9 protein-coding genes are annotated in these 7,049 nt (G+C 40.2%); 6 read left to right on the top strand and 3 right to left on the bottom strand.

Translation table 11 applies throughout. The features are described from left to right. Positions 1-284 (top strand): transposase family protein (locus NI461_RS09145; RefSeq protein WP_253157110.1); only part of this gene is annotated, 284 nt, incomplete at its 5' end. A 28-nt stretch (positions 285-312) separates the two neighbouring features. Next, positions 313-1,135 (top strand): IS5 family transposase gene (locus tag NI461_RS09140; RefSeq protein WP_174659891.1). Its coding sequence is split into 2 segments (ribosomal slippage): positions 313-693 and positions 695-1,135, totalling 822 coding nucleotides; the frame shifts between segments, so codons are not numbered across the junction. Between the two features lie 94 nt (positions 1,136-1,229). Here NI461_RS09140 and NI461_RS09135 read toward each other — a convergent pair. Continuing rightward, positions 1,230-1,469, bottom strand: coding sequence for a hypothetical protein (locus NI461_RS09135; RefSeq protein ID WP_151205471.1), 240 nt, complete (start codon positions 1,467-1,469; stop codon positions 1,230-1,232). Positions 1,470-1,717: 248 nt separating this feature from the next. On the opposite strand from NI461_RS09135, the gene NI461_RS09130 reads away from it, so the two are divergent. Both NI461_RS09130 and NI461_RS09125 read left to right on the top strand, forming a co-directional pair. Next, complete coding sequence (locus NI461_RS09130; RefSeq protein WP_151206172.1) at positions 1,718-2,191, top strand: CinA family protein; 474 nt, start codon at positions 1,718-1,720, stop codon at positions 2,189-2,191. 70 nt (positions 2,192-2,261) lie between these two features. Next, complete coding sequence (locus tag NI461_RS09125; RefSeq protein WP_151205469.1) at positions 2,262-2,876, top strand: aminotransferase; 615 nt, start codon at positions 2,262-2,264, stop codon at positions 2,874-2,876. Between the two features lie 69 nt (positions 2,877-2,945). On the opposite strand, the gene prpC is transcribed toward NI461_RS09125, so the two are convergent. Together prpC and prpB are read right to left on the bottom strand one after the other, a co-directional pair. Further along, complete coding sequence (gene prpC / locus NI461_RS09120; protein WP_174659892.1) at positions 2,946-4,085, bottom strand: 2-methylcitrate synthase; 1,140 nt, start codon at positions 4,083-4,085, stop codon at positions 2,946-2,948. A 4-nt stretch (positions 4,086-4,089) separates the two neighbouring features. Continuing rightward, positions 4,090-4,974: a methylisocitrate lyase gene (gene prpB / locus NI461_RS09115; RefSeq protein ID WP_151205467.1), complete on the bottom strand. Its 885-nt coding sequence runs from the start codon at positions 4,972-4,974 to the stop codon at positions 4,090-4,092. Between the two features lie 341 nt (positions 4,975-5,315). Between prpB and NI461_RS09110 the strand changes: the two genes are divergently transcribed. Continuing rightward, positions 5,316-5,966 (top strand): TetR/AcrR family transcriptional regulator, encoded by a 651-nt coding sequence (locus NI461_RS09110; RefSeq protein ID WP_151204979.1) that lies wholly within the window; start codon positions 5,316-5,318, stop codon positions 5,964-5,966. Between the two features lie 114 nt (positions 5,967-6,080). Further along, entirely contained in the window at positions 6,081-7,001 is a 921-nt protein-coding gene (gene argF / locus NI461_RS09105; RefSeq protein ID WP_151204980.1) for an ornithine carbamoyltransferase, read from the top strand. Positions 7,002-7,049: the final 48 nt, after the last annotated feature.

Here is a 7,049-nt window from a genome sequence, read left to right as displayed (position 1 = left end):
CTGCAGGTGCATTTATCCTTGCAGATAAGGGTTATCAGGGAATTTATACAGTGTATCCAAATAGCTTGTTGCCATTAAAAGCAAAGAAGCGTTGTAAACTGGATCCTGAATTAAAAACCTATAATCAGGAAATCAATAAAAGAAGAATTGGGATTGAGCATGTATTTGGCAGTTTGAAAACTTTCAAGATCCTTGCCGAACGATATCGCAATCGAGGCAAAAGACTAGGATTAAGATTCAATCTAATTGCGGGAATCTATAATTTAGAACTGAGTAAAAAATGACTTATGAAAGAAGTCTAATATAGATTTCATGAAATATCAGAAATTAAATCGTTTTTCAGATTCTGAATTCCAGCGCTTGGTTGGTGTACCTCGAGCAGTTTTTAGTGAAATGGTCGAAGTTTTAAAAGAAGCAGAATCACTTAAAAAGAAATTAGGGCGTCCTCATACTTTAGCTATAGAGGATCAATTATTATTAACACTCAATTACTTACGGAGCTACAACACCCAATTGGAATTGGCGGCAAATTACCATATCGCTGAAAGTAATGTGAATCGAACTATTAAAAAGGTTGAAGATGCATTAATGAAATCAAGACGTTTTACCCTGCCAAAACGCAGCATTACCACAGCAGACGAACAATTTAACTGGGTAATTATTGATGCGACAGAATGTTTAATAGAACGCCCGAAAAAAAAATCACAGTAAGTTCTACAGTGGTAAAAAGAAGAAACATACGTTAAAAGCCCAAGTGATCTATCATCCGAAGAGCAAACAAATCATAGGAGTAGATATATCGTCTGGCAGTCAGCATGATATTAAATTGGCAAGAAAAACAGTTAAGAAATTCAAACATTGTGACTATGTTATGACCGATTTAGGGTACTACGGATTAGAGCAAGATGGCTTTAAATTATTGATGCCAATAAAGAAAAAGAAGAATTTACCCTTATTTGATGCTGAGAAAAATTACAATAAAATGATTGGAAAAATACGAGTTGTAATCGAACATATTAACAGTCAATTGAAAAGATTTAGAATACTAAGTGAACGCTATCGAAATAGACGGAAAAGATTCGGTTTACGCATTAATTTAATCGCTGCACTGGTAAACCGGATGAACTTGCAATAACAACTTTCGCAAGAGATCTTATAAATAAGGCAATAATATTTATAAGAAAATCAGGCCTTGTATGAATATCTAAAAGACCTGATGGATGTTGCAGTTATTTATCGTATTGAGCAATCACTTTTACAATAATCGTTTGTGATTCTTCCTGCTCTTCAGCGAGATACAGACGCTTTAACTCTTTACTGGTTACTTTAAAATTCAGATTTTGATAAGAAATAGTAGGGGGAATTTGATCAAAATATTGGCCATCCGCATCAATTTCTTCCTGAAATAAAGGTGTACCCAATTGATAGTCCAGACTTTTTAATACGACATATTTTACTGTAGTTTTCATTCTTACCACCTACTTTTACTCAGCTCTTTATTTTTGTTTTACCATTATTCCTATGAGGAAGAAACTATTAATTGCAGAGATTGCCCAAGCTTTAAACAGTCAGCCCCTAGCTCTTCTTTTAAGCTACAAATTTATAAATTTGCAATTTATTTTTACCTTATATCAAAATTAAAGCCCTATTCAGAGTTGATACCCAGCCAGAACCGGTCTAAATTAAACTTAAGCTATCTCTTATCAAAATGTGCACTATGCTTAAAACATGTTGTGAATTACTTGAAGAAAAAGAGATCAAGATCGCCTTCATTGAAAGTGCGAGTTCTGGGTATCTGACCAGTCAATTCTCCATCTGTAAAGGAGAAGGTGCCGAAACTTTACTGGGCGGTTTGGTCTGCTATGACGTCGGTGTCAAAGTCTCGGTACTGGGTCTATCACAGGATCTAATCAATAGTTACACCGCAGAATCTATGCCTGTCACTGTTGCATTGGCTCAGGCAGGCAAAAAAATGTTTCAGGATGCAGACTGGGTGATTGCCTGTACTGGCCTGCTTAAGCCTGGAGGCAGTGCTACACCAGAAAAACCGGAAGGCACGTTTTTTATCGCGATTGATGATGGAGTTCAGGTTCATCAGTTCCACTACTATTTGAAAGGTACCCCTCAGCAGCGTTTAAACAAATTGGTAGCAGTTTTGGCACATGATATGATTAATCTGCTCAATCAGTAAGACTTCATTATTTCTACCCTATTTTAAGATAAATTAAGCTTATCCTCACTATAATAAGGTTTAATGAGCAATGAAAATAAAAGCTATCATTTCAGTTTTACTGGTTGGTTTGCCTTGTGCGGCGTTTGCCACAGTGGGCGGACCTCAGAATATTGAAGTCTTAGGGTATGAGGTTAAAGATCAAAAGCTCTACCTGATGCGCCATTATCTGGATGGCCGAGGCCGTTTACCGCAACTGTATTATTATAATTTTAAATCCAAGCAGCCAAACCAGCTGGTGATGGTGAATTCCCTGTATATTAATCCGAAGACCAAACGTATTGATTATGATCAAAGTAGTCAAAAATTTGATCAGGAAATTGCCAAAATCAAGAAGCGTTTAATTCCAGTCATTCCGGTAAAAAAACAGAATATTCGACTTGAATTATTAAAAACCAGCAAAGGCTATGCGTCTGCCTGGTATGATCCACAAGAGAAAGTGCCAAAATGGACCTATCAATATCAAGTAAAATCTGGCTCACAAAAAAGTCTGACTCATCAAGCGGTCAGTTATCAGCAAGGTTTAAAAATCAGCCAGGCCTATAAAGTTCCTAAACAGAATAAAACGCTGGTGACAATCAAATATTTGGGGATTCCTTTTGAAACCGGTTATACCATTGAAGACCCGGTACTGTTAAGCCGTTAAGCTTGAGTTTAATAAAAATAAAGCCTCTCATGAGGCTTTATTTTTTTAATCAGCAACTCAGTATTCAGATCAAGCTGCTGAACTACGCTCTGCAATAGGAATGACTTTTCGCAGCTCTGGACCGGTATAGTCTGCGCTTGGACGGATAATACGGTTATCCGCACGCTGTTCCATCACATGCGCTGCCCAGCCAGTTATACGTGACATGACGAAAATCGGGGTGAACAGCTTGGTTGGAATCCGCATAAAGTGGTATGCCGAAGCATGAAAGAAATCGGCATTACAGAATAGTTTTTTCTCACGCCACATCACTTCTTCACAACGTACAGAAACCGGATACAATACGGTATCACCCACATCTTTGGCCAGACGCTCAGACCAGACTTTAATAATGGCATTACGCGGATCAGAGTCTTTGTAAATTGCATGTCCGAAACCCATGATTTTTTCTTTACGTTCCAGCATGCCCAGCATTTCGCGTTCAGCTTCTTCTGGAGACTGCCAGTTTTCAATCATATCCATTGCTGCTTCATTGGCACCACCATGCAAAGGCCCACGTAGGGAACCAATCGCTCCAGTGATACAGGAATGCATATCAGACAGAGTAGAGGCACAGACACGAGCCGTAAAGGTTGAAGCATTAAATTCATGCTCTGCATATAAAATGAGAGACACGTTCATAACCTGCTCATGCAACTCATTGGATTTTTCACCATGCAACAGATGCAGGAATTGTGCGCCGATAGAATCATCATCGGTATTTTCTTCAATACGTACACCATCGTGGCTATAACGATACCAGTAGCAGATGATCGCAGGTAAGGTGGCCAGGATACGATCTGCGATATCCTGCTGCTGTTCGAAGGACTGTTCAGCTTCCAGGTTACCTAACATGGAAACCCCTGTACGCATTACATCCATAGGATGTGAATCTGCAGGAATACGCTCAAGCACTTCTTTTAGGGCTTGCGGCAAGGCACGTAAAGATTTTAATTTTGCTTTATAGGCTGCTAATTGTTCTGAATCTGGCAATTCACCAAAGAATATTAAATAAGCTACTTCTTCAAACTGACAGTTTTCTGCCAGATCCTGCACGTCATAACCGCGATAGGTCAGACCTGCACCACTTTTACCGACGGTTGAAAGTGAAGTTTTCCCTGCCACTTGTCCGCGCAATCCTGCGCCAGTAAGTACTTTTCCTTCAGCCATTGTTTTAATTCTCCTGTTTAAACAGTTTATCTAATGTGTTTTCAAAGCTGTGATAGTCTAAAAATTCGTAAAGTTCTTTTCGTTGTTGCATCTGATCTAAAACATGTACCTGTGTACCATGTTCACGAACGGAGCGCATCACCTCAAGTGCTGCTTTTTGCATGGCGCGCGTTGCAGAAAGTGGATACAAGACCATACGTATGCCCTGCTCGGCCAGTTCTTCCGTCGTATAATATGGCGTATCGCCAAATTCGGTAATATTGGCCAGTACCGGCACCCCTACAGCATCACAAACGGTACGGTACATGGTGATGTCCGTCATGGCTTCGGCAAAAATTGCATCTGCGCCCGCTTCAACACAGGCACAAGCGCGGTCAATAACAGCCTGCAGACCTTCTTTTTGTAGCGCATCGGTACGTGCCATCACCACAAAATTGGAATCGGTTTTGGCATCCACTGCTGCCTTAATCCGGTCCACCATTTCCTGCTGGCTTACAATTTCCTTATTCGGACGGTGACCGCAACGCTTTTGTGCCACCTGATCTTCAATATGGACCGCCGCTGCACCAGCCGCAATCATCTGTTTAATGCTACGTGAAATATTGAATGCACCGCCCCAGCCTGTATCAATATCAACCAAAAGTGGCGTATCGACACGCTCAGTAATGCGGCGTACATCTTCCAGAACATTATCTAGACTGGTCATTCCAAGATCTGGTAACCCATAAGAATAGTTTGCTACACCAGCACCAGAGAGATAAATGGCTTTATAACCGACCTGTTTGGCCATCATGGCAGCATAGGCATTTACGGTACCCATAATTTGTAATGGTTTTTCGACTTCAAGTGCTTGTCTAAACTTTAAACCTGCAGACATTTGTTCTGTCATCTTCCCTTCCACAGTTCTGGCTATAATTATTGAAATTTGAGTATACCAATTTGCTTGGTGTACACCATTCCATTCTAGAACAAATACTCTAACACTTTAGTCAAATAATAGGTTTTTATTGCCGACCTGTTTTTCGTGATTGCCATTATTCTTAATAGAGCATGCTGTTAAGAATAATGTTCATCTAAAAATTAAATAAAATGAGCATTACTTCCTCTTAGTAGGAGCATCTATTAATATATCCAGCGCCCTAGCCAAATACACTTCTACACAGCACGCTGTACATATATTTGTTATAATCTCAATATCTACTTCATTCAATTGATTAATTTTTAGCCAATATGCAAGACCTTGCTCATCTGGAACCTCTCGCCAAAGATCTACCGCAAACCAAACGCGGCCATGATCGTTGCATTGCGTTGCTTGTCAGTGCAACCGAGCTTTTTCTGGAGCATAGTTATGATGCAGTCTCACTAGATGATATTGTTCAGCATGCTGGTGGTTCCAAGGCTTCTATTTATAAATATTTTGGCAATAAAGAAGGGCTATTTAAAGCGATCTGTGACTATCGTCGTGAAAGGTTTTTTGAACAAATCAGCATTCCTATTGAATTGATGGCCTTGGATTTTCGTCGTTATTTGGTAGAAACTCTGTTAAATTTTTATCATCAAATTATGACGCCTGAAAATTCGGCATTTATGCGTCTGGTCTTTGAACAGAGTCAGCGTAATCCAGATCTGGCTTTACATATTCATCAACGCGGACCTGTACATGTTCAGACTTCAATTGCCAATGCTCTGGAACAGGCAGATGCCAAAGGGGTACTACGTTGTGAAAATCCAATGTATTCGGCTCAGTTATATTTTGGTATTTTACGCAATCTGGAATGGCGTATTCTAATGGGAATTCAGGAAGAAGAGAGTGATGAAGAAATTACCAAGTATATTCATTACTGCGTAGACCGCTTTTTAGAAGGTCATCAAAAAGTCTAGTTTTTTTGCATTTTCCATCTCATATAGTATATTAGCCGATTCCGTATTTTTCTTAACTCACTAACCAACAACTAATTGTTGATCGGATTTTCAGCAATTATTGTGGAGTAACCAATGGCTCTCCGTCACTTTCTCACTTTACGCGATTTATCGACTTTAGAACTTAACCAAATATTGCAACGCGCTATTGAGCTCAAGCGCAAACAGCATAATAATGAAGTTTTCCAACCCTTTGTTGGCAAAGTCATGGGCATGATTTTTGAGAAATCCAGTACCCGTACGCGCGTTTCGTTTGAAGCGGGCATGAGCCAGTTTGGCGGTAGTGCTATTTTTCTGTCATCACGTGATACCCAGTTAGGTCGTGGTGAACCTATTGAAGACTCAGCACGCGTTATTTCCAGCATGCTGGATATCGTAATGATCCGTACTTTTGGTCATGACATCGTTGAGCGCTTTGCTTCTTATTCAAAAGTTCCAGTCATTAATGCGCTGACCGATGATCATCATCCCTGCCAGCTACTGGCTGACATGCAGACCTATCTTGAGCATCGTGGCTCAATTGAAGGTAAAACTGTGGCCTGGATTGGTGATGGCAATAATATGTGCAACTCTTATATCGAAGCGGCGCATATGTGGGGCTTTAAACTGAAAGTTGCCGCACCTAAAAGTTATGAACCACAAGAGAAATTCCTGTCTGAATTTGCCCATTGTGTCGAGCTGGTAGATACAGCTGAAGATGCGGCGGTCAATGCAGATCTGATTGTCACTGATGTTTGGGCCAGCATGGGCCAGGAAGAAGAACAGAAAATTCGTGAAAAAGCCTTTGCTGATTATCAGGTGAATGAGCGCCTTATGGATCTTGCTCATCCGGACTGTTTGTTTATGCACTGCTTGCCTGCACATCGCGGTGAAGAGATTTCTGAGAATCTGCTTGAGCATAAAAATGCTGTGGTGTGGGATGAAGCCGAAAACCGCCTGCATGCACAAAAAGCACTGGTAGAGTTCTTATTAAATGAGAACCTGAAAAAAGACTAAGATGTATCCTCATCTTCACAAATTAAGCACCAATCTCTGGTGCTTTTT

Origin of the sequence: Acinetobacter sp. S4400-12 (assembly GCF_024129495.1) — a bacterium.
Classification (GTDB): domain Bacteria; phylum Pseudomonadota; class Gammaproteobacteria; order Pseudomonadales; family Moraxellaceae; genus Acinetobacter; species Acinetobacter lwoffii_C.
The sequence above is the reverse complement of the archived record's forward strand: the minus strand, read 5'-3'. Positions and strand labels throughout refer to the sequence as shown.

Coding starts and splice junctions, on each gene's coding strand:
- prpB (WP_151205467.1), bottom strand. CDS start 4,974: ATGACAGAACAAATGTCTGCAGGTTTAAAGTTTAGACAAGCACTTGAA.
- NI461_RS09135 (WP_151205471.1), bottom strand. CDS start 1,469: ATGAAAACTACAGTAAAATATGTCGTATTAAAAAGTCTGGACTATCAA.
- prpC (WP_174659892.1), bottom strand. CDS start 4,085: ATGGCTGAAGGAAAAGTACTTACTGGCGCAGGATTGCGCGGACAAGTG.
- NI461_RS09130 (WP_151206172.1), top strand. CDS start 1,718: ATGCTTAAAACATGTTGTGAATTACTTGAAGAAAAAGAGATCAAGATC.
- argF (WP_151204980.1), top strand. CDS start 6,081: ATGGCTCTCCGTCACTTTCTCACTTTACGCGATTTATCGACTTTAGAA.
- NI461_RS09110 (WP_151204979.1), top strand. CDS start 5,316: ATGCAAGACCTTGCTCATCTGGAACCTCTCGCCAAAGATCTACCGCAA.
- NI461_RS09125 (WP_151205469.1), top strand. CDS start 2,262: ATGAAAATAAAAGCTATCATTTCAGTTTTACTGGTTGGTTTGCCTTGT.